The sequence below is a fragment of the Pseudomonas sp. P110(2024) genome (assembly GCF_057480795.1).
In genome coordinates, this window is record NZ_JBLIYT010000005.1 from 298,347 (window position 1) to 319,309 (window position 20,963).

A 20,963-nucleotide genomic window follows, 5' to 3' on the forward strand; every position below is an offset into this window, starting at 1 on the left:
TTACTGCTTCACCCTGCCGTGATACAGGGCCTGCCCGTCATGCCACCACGCCGCCAGGCTGAACACATCCGGCACCTTGAGGATGCTGAAGTGGTTGCCCGGCCCCTGCCATACCTCCAGTTGCGGCAGCCACTCGCGCCAGCCCTGCTCCATGGCCTGCTGTTCACGCTGGTTGCCGGCGAGATCCAGGCTCGGATCAGCCACCAGTACCAGCCGCGCCAGACCGTTGAACCCGCCGTCGGGACGGTACACCGTGCGCAGGGCCGTGGCGAAGGTCCGCACCACGCCCTCGAGCGCCTGAGCCGAAGAACGCGACGGCATCAGGCCGACCCGCACCATGGCCGCGTGCAACTGGCGCAGTTGCTCCTGATCGTCAGCTTCAGCAAAGACCGCAGGTTCGATGCCCAACGACTTGCCGGTGGACAGCTGCAACGACTCGATCAGCCGCTGCAGGGCCTGGGTAAAGGTGTACGGTTTGCCGCAACTGCCCCCCGCGCCCGGCGCCTCGCTGTCGATCAGGGTCAGGGAGCGCACTTCACGCCCCTTGGCCTGCAGGCGTAGCGCCATGGCATGGGCCACCCAGCCACCGAACGAATGTCCGACCAGGTTCAACGGGCCTTCGGGGTACAGCGCCTCGATGGCCCGGACATGGCAGTCGGCGGCGGCCTCCACCGCGCTGTGCGGCACCTCACCCACGGCAAGGCCCCGGGCCTGCAAGCCATGCACCGGCCAGTCCGGCCCCAGCGCCTCGGCCAGGCCGATAAAGCTGGTCACGCTGTCACCGGCCCCCGGCACGCAGAACACCGGCACATGGGACGGCGTACCGCTCTGGATCGCCAGCAGCGGCTGGTGCGCCGGCGGCAACAGACCGGGAGCGGCCTGCATCGCCTGCGCGATGGCCTGGCCCAACACCGCCGCCTGCGGATCCTGCACCATGCTCTGGTGGTCGCCCGGCACGCTCAGGCAATGCAACGCCTGCCCCGGCAAGGCCTCGGCCCAACCCAGGGTCGGGCTGTCGGTGACGATGCCGGCGCTGCGCTGCTCGGCCAGGAACAGGTGCAGTGGCACCGGCAACGGTGCCAGGCGGTAATGCGCCAAGGCATGCCCATGGGCCAGGTGACGCTCGAAGAAGTGGCGCAATTGCCCGTCGCTGGCCTGGACCAGGCCGGGCACCAGGAGCTGGCGCTCACGGCAGTGGGCGAGCAGCGCATCGAAGGCCAGCGCCCCGGGCTGCAATGCCTCGATTTCGGCCAACTGCGCCGCCCCCGCCTCGCCCTGCGCCTGCCAATGCACCCGGCAATGCAGCAACAGCTGTCCTTGCAACAGATGCGGCCCTTGCCAGCGCGCCTTGCCCTGGTCGCTCAGGCGCGGCACGTAGGTGTCGATGAGGCCGACGAAGGCCACCGGCTCGTCCGCGCCCAGCAACTGCGCGGCCACCTCGTAGGCCAGCACGCCGCCGAACGACCAGCCCGCCAGCCGATACGGCCCGTGGGGCTGCACGGCGCGGATCCGCCCTACCAGGCGCGCCGCCAGGCACTCCATGGTGTTCAGCTGCGCTTCCCCGGGGGCGACGCCAGCCAGGCCGTAGACGGGGAAATCACCTTCGATATGCCGCCCCAGGACCGGGAAGTACAGGTCCAGGCCACTGAACTCGTGGATCAGGAACAATGCCGGCTGACTGCCTGCGGCGCGCACCGTGACCAGGCCTTCGTCCTCGTCCGCGCCCTCGCCCAGGCGCGCTGCCAGGGTGGCGATGGTCGGGTGCTGGAACAACTCCGCCAGGGTCGTGTGCAGGCCGGCCTGGCGCATCTCGCCCACCAGGCGGATCGCCGACAGCGAATGCCCGCCCAGTTCGAAGAAGCTGTCATGCCGCCCCACCCGCTCGACTTCCAGCACCTGCGCCCACAGCGCGGCCAACGCCTGCTCGACCGGCGTTGCAGCGGCCTCGAACACCGCCACTGCAAGGTCCTGGGCACCTGGCAGTGGCAGCGCCCGGCGGTCGACCTTGCCATTGTTGGTCAACGGCAGCGCCGCAAGCGCGACGAACGCCGCCGGCAACATGTACTCCGGCAGCCGTTCGCGCAGGAAGCCACGCAGCGCCACGCCATCGAGGGCCGTGTCGGTGCGGGTGTACCAGGCCACCAGGCGCAGCGGCCCCTGTTCCAGGCGCAGGGCCATGACCACGACTTCGTCGACGCCCGGGCACTGGGCCAGGTGCTGCTCGATCTCGCCCAGCTCGATGCGGAAACCACGGATCTTCACCTGATCGTCGGTGCGGCCCAGGCATTCCAGCTGGCCGTCATCACGCCAGCGGGCCAGGTCGCCGGTGCGGTACAACCTCGCGCCAGGCCCAGCACCGAACGGGTCGTCGAGGAAACGTTCGGCCGTCAGTTGCGGGCGATTCAGGTAGCCCAGCGCGACGCCGTCGCCGCCAATGTACAGCTCGCCAGTCACGCCTTCGGGCAACAGCCGCCCGTGTGCATCGAGGACATAGGCCGTGGTATTGCCGATCGGGCCGCCGATCGGCACGTGCTCGGCGCCGTCGGCCACGGCCCGCACGGTGCAGGCGGTGGCGAAGGTGGTGGTCTCGGTGGGCCCGTAGCAGTGCACCAGGCGCAGGCTCGGCGCCCGCGCCAGCAACGCCCGGAAACTGGCGGGCTCGCCGCGCTCGCCGCCGCACAGCAGGACCCGCAGCCCTGCCAGGGCCTCGGGGATCAGCTGCACATACTGGTTGAACAGCGCCGTGGTGACGAACATCACGCTGGCGCCGCCCTGGCGCAACGCGCTGGCGAACTGCGCCGGCTCGACCAGGGTCTGGTGATCGATCACCAGCACCTGGCCGCCGTTGAGCAGGCCGCCCCAGACATCCAGGGTGGCGGCGTCGAACGCCGGGTTGGAGACAAAGGCGAAACGGTCGCTGGCGTCGAAGTCGGCATAGCCGTTGTTCAGCACCAGCCGGGTGATGCCGCGATGGGTCACCCGCACTCCCTTCGGCGTGCCGGTGGAGCCCGAGGTGTACATCACGTAGGCCACCGCGTCGGCCTCCTGCGCGAGGTTTGGGTTGTGCGCCGGCTGGTCGTCGAGGGCCAGGCAATCCAGATCGATGCGCCGCGCCTCGCATTCCGCCGCCAGGCTGCCGAGGGTCAGCAGCGCCACCGCCTGGCAGTCCTGAACCATGAATGCCTGACGCTCGGCCGGGGCGTTGATGTCCAACGGCACATAGATGGCCGCGCACTTGAGCACGGCCAGTTGCGCCACCAGCAACGGCAACGAACGCGGCAGCAGGATCGCCACCGGGTCACCTGCCGCCACGCCCTCGCCGATCAGCCAATGGGCCAGGCGGTTGGCTTGCTCGTTGAGTTCGCCATAGGTGAGTTGACGTTCATCATGGCGCGCCGCCAGCGCAAGCGGGTGCCGCGCCACTTGCTGCTCGAACAGATGCTGCACGGGCAGTTGCCGCGGGTAGTCACGCTGCGTGGCGTTGTAACCCACCAAGAGCCGCTGGCGTTCGTCGGCCGGCACGATGTCCAGCTGTTCCAGGCCTCGCTCGGGATCCTGCGCCAGGGCCTCGACCAGGTTTTCCAGCGCCTGCTGCAGATAACCGCACAGGCGCCGCGCATCCAGGCCCGGCGCGCACTGCGCGGTCAGGCCGAAGCCTTCGCCCAGGTCGTCGATGCTCATGGCCAGCGGGTAGTTGCTGCGTTCCTCGGCATGCAGCAGCTCGATGCCTTCCCAGGCACGCCCGGCCGCGCTATCGCGGACCAGGGCCGTGGCACTGTGACGGTAGTTGAGCAAGGCGCTGAATAGCGGCGCGCCGGGCGGCAGCGCGCTGCAACGCTGGGCCAGGGCCAGTTGCGCATGCTCGTGCACCAGCAGCCCGGTAAGCCGGCGGTGGGTGTCGAGCAACGCCTCGCGTACCGGCAGGCGGCCCACCTCCAGACGCAGCGGCAAGGTGTTGATGAACACGCCCAGGGCGCGCTCCACGCCTTCGCCACCCTGCAGGCGACCGAGCAGCACGGTGCCGAACACCACGCTGTCGCGCCCCGACAACTGCCCCAGCACCATCCCCCAGGCCAAGTGCATCAGGCTAGCGGCACCGACACCCAGCAATCGCGCTTGCTCGCGCAGGCATCGCGCCAGCCCGTCGTCCAACAGTATCCGAGCTTCGGCCTCGGCGCCCTGATGCGCCAGCGGATGCGGTCCATAGGGCAAAGTTGGCTCGTCAATGTCGCCCAGTTGTTCGCGGAAGAACGCCTCGTGCCCGGCCTCGTCCGCGCCGTGCAGCACCTGGGCGATGTAGTTGCGGTACGGCACCGGCGCGGGCAACCGGTGCTGCTCGCCAAGCAGGCAGGCCTGCAGTTCGGCGCGCAGCACATCCTGGGCCACATGGTCCATGACCAGGTGGTGGAACAGCAAGGTCGCGGTGATGCGACCGCTGGCCGGGTCCTGGCTGTGCAGCAAGCGCAGCATGGGGGCGCGGGTCAGGTCCAGGCGCAAGACCGGGGGCGTCTGCGGGGTCACCTCCTGTACCGGCAGCGATGCCTGGCGCCACACCACCTGCACCGGTTCGGCGAGGCCGTCCCAGTACAGCGAGGAACGCAGGATATCGTGACGGGCGATTACCTGGTCCAAGGCCCGCTGCAGCGCCTCCAGCCGCGCGCGGTCGGCCACGGCGAAACGCGCCTGCAACAGGTACGGATCATCACCCTCGCTGGCCAGGTGGTGGTAGAGAATCCCCGCCTGCAGCGGCCCCAGCGGGTAGATGTCCTGCACATTGGCGGCACCACCTGGGACCTGGGCGACGATGCGGTCGATGGCCGCCTGGTCCAGCGCCACCAGCGCCAGCAGGTCCGGGGTGATGCGTCGGCAGCCGGCGCCAATACGGTTGGCCGGCACCCGGGGCCCGCCATGCTGGCCCAGGGTCGCGGCCAGGGCGGCCAGGGTCGGCTCGGCGAACAACACGCGGATATCCGCCTCCAGGCCTTCGGCACGCAGGCGGGCAATCAGGGTCACCGCCAGCAGCGAGTGGCCGCCCAGTTCGAAGAAGTGGTCCTGGCGCCCTACCCTCGGCACGTTCAACAGCTCGGCCCAAAGCGCTGCCAGATGGGTTTCGGCCTCGCCTTGCGGCGCCTCGTAGGCACGGCTGAGCACAGACTCGGCGCCGGGCTCGGGCAGCGCCTGGCGGTCGAGCTTGCCGTTGGCGGTCAGCGGCATGGCCGGCATCGCCACATAGGCCGACGGCACCATGTAGTCCGGCAGCTGCGCCAGGGCATGCCGGCGTAGTGACTCGATTCCAGGCGCCTCATCATGGGCGGTAAACCAGGCGACCAACCGTTCGCCACGCAGCAGCACCGCCACTTCACGAATGGCCGGATGACTGGCCAGGCACGCCTCGATCTCGCCCAGTTCGATGCGCAGGCCATGCAGCTTGACCTGGAAATCGTCGCGGCCGAGGAATTCCAGCTCGCCGTCGGCGCGGCGGCGCACCAGGTCGCCGCTGCGGTACAGACGCTCACCGACCACGAACGGGCTGTCGCCGAAGCGCTCGGCATCCAGTTCCGGCAGGCCCAGGTAGCCACGGGCCACGCCGACGCCGCCGATGTGCAGCTCGCCCACCACGCCACGGGGCACCGGCAGGCCGTTGCGGTCGAGCACGTACAGCCGGGTATTGGCGATCGGCCGGCCGATCGGTGGCGCGCTTACAGGCAGCGCTTGCCCAGGCTCCAGGGTCCAGACGCTGCAATCGACGGTAGCCTCGGTCGGGCCATAGACGTTGTGCAGCCGCACCTGTGGCAGGCGCTCGCGCACCTGTTGCAGCAATGCCGTGGTCAGCTCGCCGCCGCCGCAGACGATATCGGTGAGGCTGTCGCAGGCCGCGCTGGCCTCCAGGGCAAGGAACTGCTGCAGCAGCGCCGGCACGAACTGCACCACGCTGACCCGCTGGCGCTGGATCAGCGCCGCCAGGTAGGCCGGATCGCGCTGGCCGTCCGGACGCGCCAGCACCAGGCGCAGGCCGGCGCACAGCGGCCAGAACAATTCCCACACCGAGGCGTCGAAGCTCACCGGGGTCTTGTGCAGCAGCGCGCCCTCGACGGTCGGGGCGATCAGCCGCGAGCTCCAGTGCACCAGGTTGCACAGGCTGCGGTGCTCGACCATCACCCCTTTCGGCGTGCCCGTGGAGCCGGAGGTGTAGATCACGTAAGCCAGGTGGCGGGCCCCCAGCCCCGGGACTTGCGGATTGTCCGGCGACTGGCCGGCCCAGGCCGGCTGATCGAGGTCCAGGCGCGGTACCCGGCTGTCGGCGAAGCGCCCGCGGCTGCCGGCATCCACCAGCAACGCCAGCGGCGCGCTGTCGGCAAGCATGTAGGCCAGGCGTTCGTCGGGGTAGCCCGGGTCCAGCGGCACGTAAGCGCCGCCGGCCTTGAGCACCGCCAGCAGTCCGACCAGCAGCTGCGGCCCACGGGCAAGGCACACCGCGACCCGGCTGTCGGCGACCACGCCCTGGGCGATCAGTTGATGGGCCAGGCGGTTGGCCGCCTCGTTCAGTTGCCGGTAGCTCATCTGGCCGTCCTCGGCCTGCACCGCCAACGCCTGCGGCATGCGCGCCACCTGCGCCTCGAACAACGCCTGCACCGGTTGCTGCAAGCCGCCGACCAATTCGCTGGCATTGCAGGTCACCAGCTCCTGGCGACGCTCGGCGGCGCCCAGCAGCTCGACCTTCGCCGGCACCGCCTGGTCACTGCCAGCCATCGCCCATAGCAGTTGCTCCAGGTAGCCGACATGGCGCTCGATGGTCGCCCGGTCGAACAGCGCCGTGGCGAACTCCAGGGCACCGCCGTAGCCGTCGGCGGTCTCGCCCAGGCTCAGGGTCAGGTCGAACTTGGCGAAGGTCTGCGCGCCGCCCAGCGCCTCCAGTTGCAGGCCGCCCAGTTGCAGGGCCTCGGCCGGGACGCCGTTCCAGGCCAGCGACACCTGGTACAGCGGGGTATGGGCCAGGCTGCGCGGCGGGTGCAGCAGTTCCACCACCTGTTCGAACGGCAGGTCCTGATGGTCCTGGGCCTGGCTGACGCAGGCCTTGACCCGCGCCAACAGCGCGCCGACGTCCGGCAGTCCGGCGGTATCGATGCGCAGGGCCAGGGAGTTGACGAACAGCCCGATCAGCCCTTCGACCTCGGCCTGCCGACGGTTGGCCACCGGCGTGCCGATCACCACCTCGGCCTGGCCGGACAGCCGCGCCAGCAGCGCCGCCCAGGCGGCGCCGAACAGCATGAACGGGGTGACCCCGTGGCGCAGGCACAGTGCCTTGAGGTCTTCGCTCAGACGCCGGTCCAAACGTATCTCGACCCGGTCACCGTGATAGTCCTGGCGGGCCGGCCGCGGCCGGTCGGTCGGCAGGGTCAGCAGCACCGGCGCGCCGGCCAGTGCCTGTTGCCAGTATTCGCCCTGGCGCTGCAGCGCCTCGCCGGCCAGCCAGCGGCGCTGCCACAGGGCGTAGTCGCCGTACTGGATCGCCAGCGCCGGCAGTGGGTCGTCGCGCCCTGCGCTGAAGGCCTGGTACAGCGCCGCCAGCTCCTGGGTGAACACCCCCATCGACCAGCCATCGGCGACGATATGGTGCAAGGTCAGCAGCAGCACATGATGCTCCGCCGCCAGGCACAGCAGGCGGCCGCGCACCGGCAACTGGTGCGCCAGGTCGAAGGGCAGCAGCGCTTCGGCGTGCATCAGTTCGGGCAGCTGCTGCTCGGCGCCGCGCAGGTCGTGCCAGACCAGGGCGAAGCCGCCACGCCCTGGGGCCACGCGCACCCGCGCCTCGGCGCCTTCCTGGGTGAAGTGGCTGCGCAGGCTTTCGTGACGCTCGATGATGCGCCCCAGTGCCCGCTCCAGCGCCGCACGGTCCAGCGGGCCGCGCATGACCAAGCCCAGGGGAATATGGTAGGCGGCGCTGGCATCGTCCATCTGCGCCAGGAACCACAGGCGCTGCTGGGCGAACGACAGCGGCAGGGACTGGCCACGGCGCGTCGGTTCGATGGCCGGCAGCACCTCGCCGCCGCGCTCGGCCAGGGTCGCCGCCACCGCCAGCAGACGGTCATCGGCGAACAGCTCGCCCAGCGACAACTCCCGGCCGAGGCGTGCACGCACCTGGCCGACCATGCGCATGGCCAGCAGCGAATGGCCGCCCAGTTCGAAGAAGCGGTCCTGGCGCCCGACCCGTTCCAGCTGCAGCAGCTCGCACCAGAGCTCGGCCAGGGCCGTTTCCAGGGCGCCTTCGGCGGCCTCGTGGGCCTGGCTGGCCGACGCCTCGCGCTCAGGCAACGGCAGCGCCCGGCGGTCGACCTTGCCGTTGGCGGTCAATGGCCAGGCATCCAGGCGCACCAGGGCCGCCGGCACCATGTAGGCCGGCAGGCGCTGCTGCAGGGCGGCGCGCAGGGCACCGACCGGCTGCGCCTCGGGGCCGGCAATGTAGTAGGCCACCAGTCGCGGCTGGCCGGGCTGGTCCTCGCGGGCCAGAACCAGCGCTTCGGCGACGCCGGGCAAGGCCAGCAGTTGTGCCTCGATCTCGCCCAGCTCGATGCGCAGGCCGCGCACCTTCACCTGGTCGTCGTTGCGGCCCAGGTAGTCCAGGGTGCCGTCGGCGTTCCAGCGGGCCAGGTCGCCAGTGCGGTACATGCGTGCGCCGGGCTGCTCGCTGAACGGGTCGTCGAGGAAGCGCTCGGCCGTCAGTTGCGCACGGTTCAGATAGCCCCGCGCCACCCCGGCACCGCCCACGTAGAGCTCGCCGGTCACGCCGCACGGTACCAGTTGCCGCGCCTCGTCCAGCAGGTAGATCCGGGCATTGGCGATCGGCCGGCCGATGTCCAGCGCCCCGCCCGGCAGCACCAGGCCGGAGGTGGCGACCACCGTCGCCTCGGTGGGGCCGTAGTTGTTGACCACCACGCAGCCCGGATCGCTGGTGAACTGGCGCAGGCGGTCGCCACCGATCAGCAGGGTGCGCAGGGTCGGATGGCGCAGCCCCTGGGTGAAGGCATATTCGGCGACCGGCGTTGGCAGGAAGGCCACCTTCAGCGGTTGCTCCAGCCACCAGGCCAGCAGCCCGTCGAGCTGCTCGTTGCCCAGCTCGACCGGTGGCAGGTGCAGCACCGCACCGGCGCACAGGGCCGGCCAGACCTCCCAGGCCATGGCGTCGAAGCCGAAGCCGGCGACGCTGGCAGTGTGCTCGCCGGCGCCCAGCTCGAAGGCCTTGCAGTGCCAGTGCACCAGGTTGGCCAGGGTACGGTGCTCGACCATCACGCCCTTGGGCTGCCCGGTGGAGCCGGAGGTGTAGATCACGTAGGCCAGGTGGCTGGCCAACAGGTCGTGCCGCCCGGGATTTTCCGTGCGCGCCGGCCAGTCCGCCCGGTCCAGTGCCAACACGGGCACGGCCAACCCCTCTAGGCGCGCCAGCAACACCTGCTGGGCCAGGACCACCACGGGGGCGCTGTCTTCGAGCAGGTAGCGCAGGCGCTCATCCGGATGCGTCGGGTCCACCGGCACATAGGCGCCACCGGCCTTGAGCACCGCCAGCAGCGCCACCAGGGTATCCAACCCGCGCCGGGCGACCACCGCCACCCGGTCGTCGGGCCCCACGCCCCGTTCGATCAGGTGATGGGCCAGGGCGTTGGCGCGCTGGTTCAGCTCGCCGTAGCTCAGGCGTGCATCGCCGGCCACGGCGGCCAGCGCCTGTGGGGCACGGGTGGCCTGGGCCTCGATCAGGGTCGGCAGGGTCTGGTCGACCGGGAATGGCCGGGCACTGCCGTTGAAGGTCTGCAGCAGGCGCCGGCGTTCGACGTCACCGACCAGTTCGACCTCGGCCAGGGAGACCTGGTCGTTGGCGACCATCGTCTGCAGCAGGCGCTCGAAGTAACCGGCGAAACGGCGCACGCTGCTTTCATCGAACAGCGCCGTGGCGTACTCGAGGCTGCCGACCAGCGCCTCGCCCTGCTCGCCCATGCTCAGCGACAGGTCGAACTTGGCCACCTGGTTGGCCTGGGCCACGCCCTCCAGGCGCAATCCCGCCAGGCTCGGCGCGGCGCCCTCGGTGGCCAGCCAGTTGAGGGTGGTCTGGAACAACGGCGTATGGCCGAGGCTGCGCGCCGGGCGGACGATCTCCACCACCTGCTCGAACGGCAGGTCCTGATGCGCCTGGGCGTCGAGCAGGCGGGCCTTCACCTGACCCAGCAGGCGCTCGCTGCTCGGCGCGCCCGACATGTCGATGCGCAGCGCCAGGGTGTTGACGAACAACCCCACCAGCGGCTCCAGCTCGGCATGGCCGCGTCCGGCCACCGGGCAGCCCACCACGACCTCATTTTGCCCGGACAGACGTGCCAAGGTCGCGGCCCAGGCACTGAGCAGCACCATGTACAGGGTCGCCTGATGCCGCTGGGCCAGCGCCCGCAGGCCGGCACCGAGACGCGCATCCAACTGCAGCGCCAGGCTGGCGCCGCTGAAGTCCTGGCGTGGCGGCCGTGGCCGATCACTCGGCAGGCTCAACAGGGTCGGCGCGCCATCCAGGGCCTGGCGCCAGTAGTCGGCCTGGCGTTGCAGCTGCTCACCGGCCAGCCAGCGCCGCTGCCACACGGCGTAGTCACCGTACTGGATCCCCAGGGTCGGCAACGGATCGTCCAGGCCCTGGCGCATGGCCGGGTACAGCGCGCCCAGCTCACGGGTCAGCACGCCGAGGGACCAGCCGTCGGCGACGATATGGTGCAGGGTCAGCAGCAGCACATGGTGCTGATCCTCCAGGCGCAGCAGGCTGGCGCGCAGCAAGGGCCCCTCGACCAGGTCGAACGGCGCGGTGGCCTCGGCCTGCAGGTGCGCGGCCAGGTCATCGGGCGCCAGGCTCAGGCGCCGCAGCCAGCCCGGTTGCGGTCTGTCGGCGATGTGCACCTCGGCACTGTCGCCTGCGGGCACGAAGCGGCTGCGCAGGCCCTCATGGCGCGCGACGATGCACAGCAGGGCACGCTCCAGTGCGTCGGCATCCAGCGAGCCGCGCAGGCCCAGGGCCAGCGGCACGTTATAGGCCTGGCTGCCGCCCTCCAGCTGGGCCAGGAACCACAGGCGCCGCTGGGCGAACGACAACGGCAGGGGCTGCTCGCGGGACACCGCAACGATGGCCGGCAGCGCGCTGTGCCCGGCGCTGGCCAGCACCTGGGCCACGGCGGCCAGCTCGGGATTGGCGAAAAGCTCGGCCAGGGTCAGCTCGACGCCGAGCCGCAGGCGCACCTGGGACACCATGCGCATGGCCAGCAGCGAATGGCCACCCAGGGCGAAGAAATGGTCATGCCGCCCGACCTGTTCCACCTGCAGCAGTTCGGCCCACAGCTGGGCCAGGGCGCTTTCCAGTTCACCCTCGGGGGCCACGTAGCCACGCTCGAACAGCGCCGAACGTTCCGGTGCCGGCAACGCCCGGCGGTCGAGCTTGCCGTTGGCGGTCAGCGGCAGCGCCTGCAGGGCGACGAAGGCCACCGGCACCATGTACTCCGGCAGGTGGGCAAGCAATTGCGTGCGCAGTTGCTCGGGCAACGGTGCCTCAAGACCCGCCTGCGCGGTGAAGTAGGCCACCAGGCGCGGCTGGCCTGGCTGGTCCTCGCGGGCCACCACCACGGCCTCGCCGATGCCCGGCAGGCTGTTCAGTCGGTTCTCGATTTCTCCCAGCTCGATGCGCACCCCGCGAATCTTCACCTGGTCGTCGTTGCGCCCCAGATAGTCGAGGGTGCCGTCGGCCAGCCAGCGCACCAGATCGCCGGTGCGGTACATGCGCGCGCCCTGCGTTGCCGAGAACGGATCGTCGAGGAAGCGCTCGGCGGTCAGCTGCGGGCGGCCGAGGTAGCCACGGGCGACCCCGGCACCGCCGATGTACAGCTCGCCCGCCACGCCCAATGGCACGGGCTGCAGACCGGCGTCGAGCACGTACAGACGGGCATTGTCCACGGGGCCGCCGATGTGCAGCGCGCCCCCCGCCTCCAGCACCCCGGAACTGGCCACCACGGTGGTCTCGGTCGGGCCGTAGTTGTTGACCACGGCGAAGGTCTGGGTGCGATTGAACTGACGCAGGCGATCGCCGCCGATCAGCAGGGTACGCAGGGTCGGGTGTCCGAGCTGATGACTGAAAGCGTATTCGGCCACCGGCGTCGGCAGGAAGCTGATATCCAGCGGTTGCTCGCGCCACCAGGCCAGCAACGCATCGAGGTCCTCGTGGCCCTCGCCGGCGGGTGCCAGGTGCAGGGTGGCCCCGGCGCATAGCGCCGGCCAGACCTCCCAGGCCATGGCGTCGAAGCCGAAACCGGCCAGGCTCGAAGTGTGCCGGCCCAGGCACAGATCGAAGGCCCGGCAGTGCCAGTCCACCAGGTTGTTCAGGGTGCGGTGCTCGACCATCACCCCTTTCGGCTGCCCGGTGGAGCCCGAAGTGTAGATCACGTAGGCCAGGTGTTCCGGTCCCAGGGCGACGACGGGGTCGTCCAACCGCTGCGGCCAGTCAGGCTGATCGAGCACCAGCACGGGCACCGTGATGCCACCCAGGCGCCCCCGCAAGCCGTGTTGGGTCAGCACGGCCACTGGCGCGCTGTCGTCGAGCAGGTAGCGCACACGCTCGTCCGGGTGGGCCGGGTCCACCGGCACGTAGCCGGCGCCGGCCTTGAGCACCGCGACCAGGCCAATCAGCGTGTCCAGGCCACGGCGGGCGAACACTGCCACGCGGTCGTCGGGACGAACGCCCAGATCGATCAGGTGGTGGGCCAGGGCATTGGCGCGCTGGTTCAGGTGCTGGTAGGTCAGCGACTGCTCGTTGGCAGTGGCGGCCAGGGCATGGGGATGGACCTGGGCCACGGCCTCGATGCGCCGATGCAGCGGACCGTGCGGCTGTTCGATGCCCGGGGTCTGGTTGAAGGTTTCCAGCAGCTCCTCACGCTCGTCGGCAGGCAGCATCGGCAGCGCCCTGACTTCAGTGGCGGGCGTCGCCGCAAGCAGGCTGCGCAGGGTCTGCTCCAGATAGGCGCAGACGCGCCGTGCCGGCACCTCGGGACTGGCTAGCAGGGTCAGGCGGAAGGCTTCGCCGAAGTCGTCGACACTCAGGGTCAAGGGGTAGTTGGTGGCTTCGGCGGCATGCACGATCTCAATCCCGGCCCAGCCGGCGCGCAGCACCGCCTCGGAGCCCGAGGCCGCGCTGTGGCGGTAGTTGAGCAAGGCATTGAACAGCGGCGACGGCGCTGCCACGCCGCTGCAGCGCTGGGCCAGGGCCAGGGGCGCGTGCTCATGGCGCATCAGCGTGCTCAGGCGCTGGTGGGTGGCCTTGATCGCGCAGGCCAAGTCGGCGTCGTCCAGGTCCACCCGCAACGGCAGCGTGTTGATGAAGATGCCCAGCGCCCGGTCGGTAGCCTCGGCGCCTTGCAGGCGGCCCATCAGCACGGTGCCGAACACCACCTGGTCGCGCCCGGTCAGGCCGCCCAGCACCCGTGCCCAGGCCAGGTGGAACAGGCTGGCGACGCTCACCCCCTGGCTGCGGGCATGGGCGCGCAGCTCGCGACACAACGCCAGGTCGAGGTCCAGCGCGTGCTCGTTCAGCGCCGCGCCATCGCCCTGCACATCGGCCAGGCCATAGGCCAGGGTCGGCGCGTCCACGCCGCCGAGCATGTCGCGGAAGAACGCCTCGTGCTCGGCCTCGCCGATGCCCAGCAGGGCTTGGGCCACATGGTTGCGGAACGGCAGCGGGCGGCCCAGCCGGGCACTTTCGCCGAGCAGGAAGGCGAGCATCTCGTGGCGCACCACCTCAAGGGCGCTGTGGTCCATGGCCACGTGGTGGAACTGCAGGGTCGCGTGGACCTGCCCATCCGCCTCCGGCGCCTGGCATTGCAGGCGGATCAACGGTGCCTGGGTCAGGTCGAAGCCGCTGTCCGGCAGCTGGCCCTCGGCGAGCTGGATGACCCGCAGCCGGGCCCGGCGCCAGACCACCTGCACCGGCGTCTCCAGGGCCTTCCAGTGCACCGAGGTGCGCAGGATGTCGTGACGGTCGATCACCCCTTGCAGGGCCTGCGCGAAGGCCTCGACCCGGGCGCTGCTGGCGAACACGAAGCGCGCCTGCATCACGTAGGGATCGTGGTCGCCGGCGCTGGCATGGTGGAACAGCATGCCTTGCTGCAACGGCACCAGCGGGTAGATGTCCTGCACATTGACCGCGCCGCCGGGCACGCCTTCGACCAGTTGGTCGATGCTGGCCTGGTCGAGTTCGACCAGGCTGAGCATGGCTGGGGTGATCCGAGTGCAGCCGGCCGGAATGCGGTTTTCCGGTACCTCGACGTTGCCCTGGCGCGCCGCCACGTACTCGCCACGCTCGAGCATCCCCAGCAGCGCCGGCTTGTGCTCGCGCAGCCGCGCCACCAACGCGGCGTCGCTCAGGGCCTGGCGATTGCCCTGGACTACCAGCTGGCCATCCTTGAGGGCCAGCTGGACATTGTTGGCGGCCAAGGTCGCCAGTAGTTCGTTGATGCTCACAGGACGATCTCCATTCTGTCTGTGATGGCGGCATAGCCTGCCAGCGTCGGGTGTTCGAACAGGCTGCGCACGTCGGCCTCCAGGCCCGCCTCGCGCAAGCGCGAGGTTAGGGTCACGGCCAGCAGCGAGTGGCCGCCCAGTTCGAAGAAGTTGTCGTGGCGCCCTATCCGCTCCACGCCCAGCAGCTCGCCCCAGATACGCGCCAGCAGCTGTTCGGTTTCGCCCTGCGGCGCCTCGTAGGCCCGCGCTGGCAGGTCCGGCTGCGGCAGCGCCTTGCGGTCAAGCTTGCCATTGGGGGTCAGCGGCATGGTGTCGAGGGCCATGAACAGCGCCGGGACCATGTACTCGGGCAGTTGCCCCAGCAGCGCTTCGCGCAAGGCCTCGGCGGGCGGCACGTCGCCGGTGACGTAGGCCACCAGGCGCGGGCCGGCCGGCTGGGCGTCGTGCACCAGCACCACGGCTTCACGTACCCCAGGCACCCGGGTGAGGCAGGCTTCGATCTCGCCCGGCTCGATGCGCAGGCCGCGCAGCTTGATCTGGTGGTCGGTACGGCCGAGGAACTCAAGGCTGCCGTCAGCGCGCTGGCGCACACGGTCGCCACTGCGGTACAGGCGCTCCCCGTCGGCGAACGGGCTGGCGATGAAGCGCTCGGCCTGTTGCTCCGGCAACCCCAGGTAGCCACGCGCCACCCCGGCGCCGCCGATGTGCAGTTGGCCGGCGACGCCCAATGGCACAGGCTGGTCGTGGCCATCGAGCACGTACAGACGGGTGTTGTCGATGGGCCGGCCAATCGGCAGCGCCCCCGGCGTCAGCGGATCCTGCGGGTGCAAAGTGCAGACGCTGCAATCGACCGTGGTTTCGGTCGGCCCGTAGACGTTATGCAGCCTTGCCCGTGGCAGGCGCTCGCGCACCTGGCGCACCAGGACCTCGGTCAGCTCGCCACCGCCGCAGACGATATCAGTGAGGCTGTCGCAGGCCGCGCTGGCGTCGTGTTCGAGGAACTGTTGCAACAGCGCCGGCACAAACTGCACCACGCCCACCTGTTGCTGGCGGATCAGCTCGGCCACGTACTGCGGGTCGCGGTGGCCGTCCGGGCGCGCCAGCACCAGGCGCACGCCGCTGCACAGCGGCCAGAACAGCTCCCACACCGAGGCGTCGAAGCTCACCGGGGTCTTGTGCAACAACGCACCCTCACCTGGGAACAACCCGGCGCTCCAGCGCACCAGGTTGACCACGTTGCGGTGCTCGACCATCACCCCCTTGGGCAGCCCGGTGGAGCCGGAGGTGTAGATCACATAGGCCAGGTTGGCGGCGGTCAGGCCCGGCACCTGTGGGTTGTGGCTTGGCTGACGGGTCCAGTCCGCCTGGTCGAGATCAACCTGCGTCAGTGGCAGATCCCCCATCAGCGCCCGGGTGGCCGTCTGCACCAGGACCGCCCTTGGCTGGCTGTCGACCAGCATGTGGCGGATCCGTTCGGCTGGATAGTCGGGGTCCAGCGGCACATAGGCACCACCGGCCTTGAGGATCGCCAGCAGGCCGACCACCAGCGACAGCCCGCGCTCGACACAGATCGCCACCCGGTCGTCGGGCCGCACACCCAGCGCGATCAGGTGATGGGCCAGGCGGTTGGCCTGGGCATTGAGCTGCTCATAACTGAGTTCACCCTGCTCGGCGCTGAGCGCAACGGCCTCGGGCCTGCGCAAGGCCTGGGCCTCGAACAGTTCCTGGAGGGTCCGATTCAGGTCGTGGGGCTGCGCCGTGCGGTTGAAGTCGTGCACCAGCTGGTCGCGTTCCTCGCCCGACAGCACTGGTAGTTGCAGCAGCTCTTGCCGTGGCTGATGGGCCAAGGCCTCGGCCATGGCCTCCAGCACCCGGCGCATCTGCTCGCAGACACGCGCGGCGCCGACCGCCGCCGGGGCCAGGGTGACCAGGCGGAAGCGCTCGCCAATATCGTCCACGCTCAGGCTCAGCGGATAGTTGCTGCGCTCGTTGCTGTCGAGGGTCTCGATGCCTTGCAGGGCCTGACGCTGCTCCTCGTCCGCCTGGCTGCCGTGGCGGTAGTTGAGCATCGCGCTGAACAGCGGCGCCGGGGCCGGCACGCCGCTGCAACGTTGGGCCAGGGCCAGCGAGGCATGTTCATGGGCGAGCAAGGCGCTCAGGCGCTGCTGGGTCTGACGCACAGCGTCCTGCAGGTTGATGCCTGCAAGGTCCAGGCGCAGCGGCAAGGTGTTGATGAACATGCCCAGCGCCTGGTCCGCTCCCGCGCCGCCTTCCAGGCGACCGAGCAGCACGGTGCCGAATACCACGCTGTCACGGTCGCTGGCGGCGGCCAGCAAGCGGGCGTAGGCCAGGTGGAACAGGCTGGCGACGCTGATGCCCAGCTGCCGGGCCTGCTGACGCAGAGCGGTGGCCAGGGGTTCGTCCAGCCACAGCTGGGCCTCTTCGATACCGAGCCCATCGACCTGCACATCACTCAGGCCGAACGGCAGGGTCGGCTCGTCGATATCCCCCAACTGCTCGCGGAAGAACGCCTCGTGCTCGGCCTGGCTGACGCCCAGCCGCGCCTGGGCCACGTAGTTGCGGTACGGCGCGCCCTGTTCGGCGGGCACCGACGCACCTTGCAGATAACCGACCAGTTCCCGGCCGAGCACATCCAGCGCGGTATGGTCGAGGACGATATGGTGGAACTGCAGCACAGCCTGCCGTCCGGCGCCCTGCGCGTCCGGCCAGTGGTACAGGCGCACCAGTGGCGCCTGATCCAGGGCCAAAGCGTGGGGCACCGCTGCCTCTTCAGCCACCTCGAGCAACGCCAGGTCAGCCTGGCGCCAGACCACTTGCAATGCCTGCGGCAGGCCGTCCCACAGCACTGAAGTACGCAGCACGTCATGACGGGCGATGACCTTGCCCAGCGCATCGACGAAGGCGTACAGCCGGTCACGGCTGGTGAAGGCCATGCGCGACTGCAGCACATAGGGATCGTGCTCCGGCGAGCTGAGGTGGTGGTAAAGGATGCCTTCCTGCAACGGCGCCAGCGGGTAGATGTCCTGCACGTTGGCCGCGCCGCCCGGCACCGTGGCGACGATGCGCTCGATGGCAGCCGGTTCAAGGTCCACCAGTGGCAGCATGTCCGGAGTGATCCGGGTGCAGCCGGCCGGGATCCGGTTGGCCGGCACCTCGACCTGGCGGCCATGGCCCAGGGTCGCCGCCAACGCCGCTACCGTTGGCTGGCCGAACAACGTGCGCACGTCGGCCTGCAGGCCGGCCTGGCGCAGGCGCGCGGTGAGGCTTACCGCCAGCAGCGAGTGGCCGCCGAGTTCGAAGAAGTTGTCGTGGCGACCGACCTGTTCGATGCCCAGGACTTCAGCCCAGATCGCGGCCATCGCCTCCTCGGTCGCGTCGATTGGGGCGACATAGACCTGGCGTGCCACCGCCGAAGGATCAGGGTCCGGCAGCGCCTTGCGGTCCAGCTTGCCGTGGCGGGTCAGCGGCAGCGCGTCCAGGTGCACGAAGGCTTGCGGTATCAAGTGGCCCGGAAGGCGGGTTTGCAGCCCTTGGCGCAGGGTGTCGAGATCGACCACGGCGGTTGCTGTGAACCAGGCCAGCAGGTGTTCGTTGCGCACCAGTACCACGGCATCCGCGATACCCGGCTCAGCCTTCAGCGCGGCTTCGATCTCGCCCAGCTCGACCCGCACGCCACGGATCTTCACCTGGTCGTCATTGCGGCCCTGGTAGTCCAGCGTGCCGTCGGCATTCCAGCGCACCAGATCGCCCGTGCGGTACATCCGGCCGCCGTTGAACGGATCGTCGAGGAAACGCTCGGCGGTCAGTTCAGGACGGTTGAGGTAACCTCGGGCGACCTGCGCACCACCGATGTACAACTCGCCAATCACACCCACCGGTACAGGCTGGCGCTGCTCATCCAACACATAAACGCGGGTGTTGGCGGTCGGCTTGCCGATATGCAGCGCACCGCCCGGTTGCAGTTGCCCCGACGTCGCCACCACGGTGGTTTCGGTCGGGCCATAGTTGTTGACCAGCGCAAAGCCCGGATCACGGTCGAACTGGCGCAGGCGATCACCGCCGACCAGCAGCGTGCGCAGGGTCGGGTGCTGGCGTTCGCGGCGCAGCGCCTGCTCGGCGACCGGTGTCGGCAGGAAGCTCACGTGCAGCGGCTGCTCCAGCCACCAGTCGAGCAGTTCATCGACATGCTCGCCGCCGATGGACGCCGACGGCAGGTGCAGCACCGCCCCGGCGCACAGGGCCGGCCAGGCTTCCCAGGCCATGGCGTCGAAGCCGAAGCCGGCAACGCTGGAGGTGTGGCTGCCTGCGCCCAGATCGAAGGCCTGGCAATGCCAGTGGATCAGGTTGGCCAGGGTGCGGTGCTCGACCATCACCCCCTTGGGCTGGCCGGTGGAGCCGGAGGTGTAGATGACATAGGCCAACTGATGCGCGTCCAGCCCTGCAACCACAGGGTTGCTGGCCGCCTGGTCGAGCCAGTCATCGCCATCCATCAAGACTTTAGCTACATCGCCGACCAACGCTTCGGTGGTCGATTCGACCAGCACCAGCGCTGGCGCGCTGTCGCTGAGCAGATAGGCAATCCGCTGCGCCGGATAGCCCGGATCGACCGGCACATACGCCGCGCCGGCCTTGAGCACGGCCAGCATCGCCACCATCCGTTGCGGACCACGTTCCAGGCACAGCGCCACACGGTCGCCCAAGACCACGCCACGCTCGATCAGGTGATGAGCCAGGCGGTTGGCACGCTGGTTGAGCTCGCCGTAGCTCAGACGCAACTCACCGTGTACAACGGCCAATGCTTCAGGCGCTTGGGCCTCGACCAGCGCGTGCACGGTCTGCCCTTGTGGGTAGTCCATGTCCGTGGGATTGAAACCTTCGAGAACCTGGCTTCGCTGCGTAACGTCGAGGATGGGCAGCCTGTCGACCTGCGCCGCGCCACCCTGCTCCAACGCCTGGATCAACTGGCTCACGGCGGCGGTCATCCAACCTGCGACCCGTTCGGCACCGATCCCCAGCTGGGCCAGCACGCTGAGGCTGAAGCCTTCCCCGTGGTCGTCCACGCTCAGCGTCAACGGGTAGTTGCTGCGTTCTTCACCACCCAGCTGATGCATGCCCTGGAAGCTTGCGGCATCCACACCGAGCGTATCCGTCGGGCTGTGGCGGTAGTTGAGCAAGGCACTGAACAGCGGCGCCGAGGCCGGCACGCCACTGCAACGCTGGGCCAGCGCCAACGACGCATGCTCATGCCCGAGCAGCGCCGACAGCCGCTGGTGGGTGGCCTGCACCGCGGCGCGGGTGCCCTTGGCGGTGTCGAAGCGCAGCGGCAAGGTGTTGATGAACACCCCCAGCGCCCGGTCGGCGCCCTCGCCGCCTTGCAGGCGGCCCATCAGCACGGTGCCGAACACCACGTCGCGACGCCCCGCCAGCACACCCACCACGCGTGCCCAGGCCAGGTGCATCAGGCTCGCGGCGCTGACCCCAAGGGCCCTTGCCTGCTCGCGCACCCGGCGCGACAAGGCCGGATCCAGCGGCAGGCGCGACTCCTCGATATCGCGCCCGTCGCCCTGCACATCGGCCAGGCCCATCGGCAGGGTGGGCTCGTCGACATCGCCGAGCATGTCGCGGAAGAACGCCTCGTGCCCCGCCTCGGCGGCGCCCAGGCGTACCTGGGCCACGTAGGTGCGGTACGGCACGGGCGCGCTCAACAGGTGCTGGCGACCGGAGAGAATCGCCTGCAGCTCGTGGACGATCACCTCCATCGCCGTGTGGTCCAGGGCCAGGTGGTGGAAGTGCAGGACGGCCACCACCCGCTGCAGGGCCGGGTCCAAGGCGTACGTCAGGCGCAGCAGCGGCGCCTGGGTCAGGTCCAGGCGTTGCAGGCGGGCATCGAAGTGCGCGTGCAACCGCTCGATCACCGCCTCTTCGCCGAGCCCGGTGACTTCGTTGACTGCAAGCTGGGCCTGGCGCCAGACCACCTGCACCGGCTCGCCCAGCCCTTCCCAGACCACCGAGGTGCGCAGGATGTCGTGGCGGTCGATGACCTGTTGCAAGGCCTCGGCACAGGCCTGCAAGCGATCCTGGCTGTCGAAGGCCAAGCGGGTCTGCAGCAGGTATGGGTCGCCCTGCTCAGCACTGAGGTGATGGTAGAGGATGCCTTCCTGAAGCGGCGCCAGCGGGTAGATTTCCTGCACGTTGGCGGCACCACCCGGCACGGTGGCGACGATGCGGTCGATGCTGGCCTGGTCCAACTCGATCAGGCTGAGCATGTCCGGGGTGATCTGCGTCGCACCTTGCGGCACACGGTTCTCAGGCACTGCCACTTCACGCCCCGAACCCACCGCCGCCGCCAACGCGGCCAAGGTCGGCTGGGCGAACAGCACGCGCACGTCGGCATCCAGCCCGGCCTTGCGCATACGCTC

2 protein-coding genes (1 of these 2 only partly in view) are annotated in these 20,963 nt (G+C 69.8%); both read right to left on the reverse strand.

Features of this window, described 5'->3' with window-relative positions; translation table 11 throughout:
* Complete coding sequence (locus AC25ND_RS10480; protein ID WP_486976290.1) at positions 1 to 14,523, reverse strand: amino acid adenylation domain-containing protein; 14,523 nt, start codon at positions 14,521 to 14,523, stop codon at positions 1 to 3.
* A protein-coding gene (locus AC25ND_RS10485; protein ID WP_486976291.1) for a non-ribosomal peptide synthase/polyketide synthase crosses the window boundary here: on the reverse strand, positions 14,520 to 20,963 show its 3' end. Its footprint extends 19,011 nt past the window's final position; only the last 6,444 of its 25,455 coding nucleotides appear in the window; the start codon falls outside the window, past its right edge — the gene reads right to left on this strand; its stop codon occupies positions 14,520 to 14,522. The genes AC25ND_RS10480 and AC25ND_RS10485 overlap by 4 nt, the downstream gene beginning before the upstream one ends.